Below are 251 nucleotides of genomic sequence, written 5' to 3'. Positions count from 1 at the left end.
CAATCTACCTGAAGTTGTTTGCCCATCGGTTGTTCGGGAACAGCTTCGTATTGACGAACAATTACTTTCTTCTCAATCTGATAAATTTCCCTGACTTCTTTTACATAAGATCTCACCGTACTTCCCCCGACTATCAGATCGGGGTATCTTTCAAGGAGCCAATCATGAATTTGTGCACCGCTCAGGTGCGGGTATTCTTCTAACCAAGCAAGTATCCAGTCTTTATGGCTATCTAATTTCTTTTGCCTCCC

1 pseudogene is annotated in these 251 nt (G+C 43.0%); it reads right to left on the bottom strand.

The annotated features are described in order from the left end of the window. A pseudogene (locus M3205_RS25470) lies at window positions 1-251 on the bottom strand (IS21 family transposase); the annotation flags it as partial.

Source organism: Cytobacillus firmus (assembly GCF_023715565.1).
Lineage (GTDB): Bacteria > Bacillota > Bacilli > Bacillales > Cytobacillaceae > Cytobacillus > Cytobacillus firmus_C.
The sequence above is the reverse complement of the archived record's forward strand: the minus strand, read 5'-3'. Positions and strand labels throughout refer to the sequence as shown.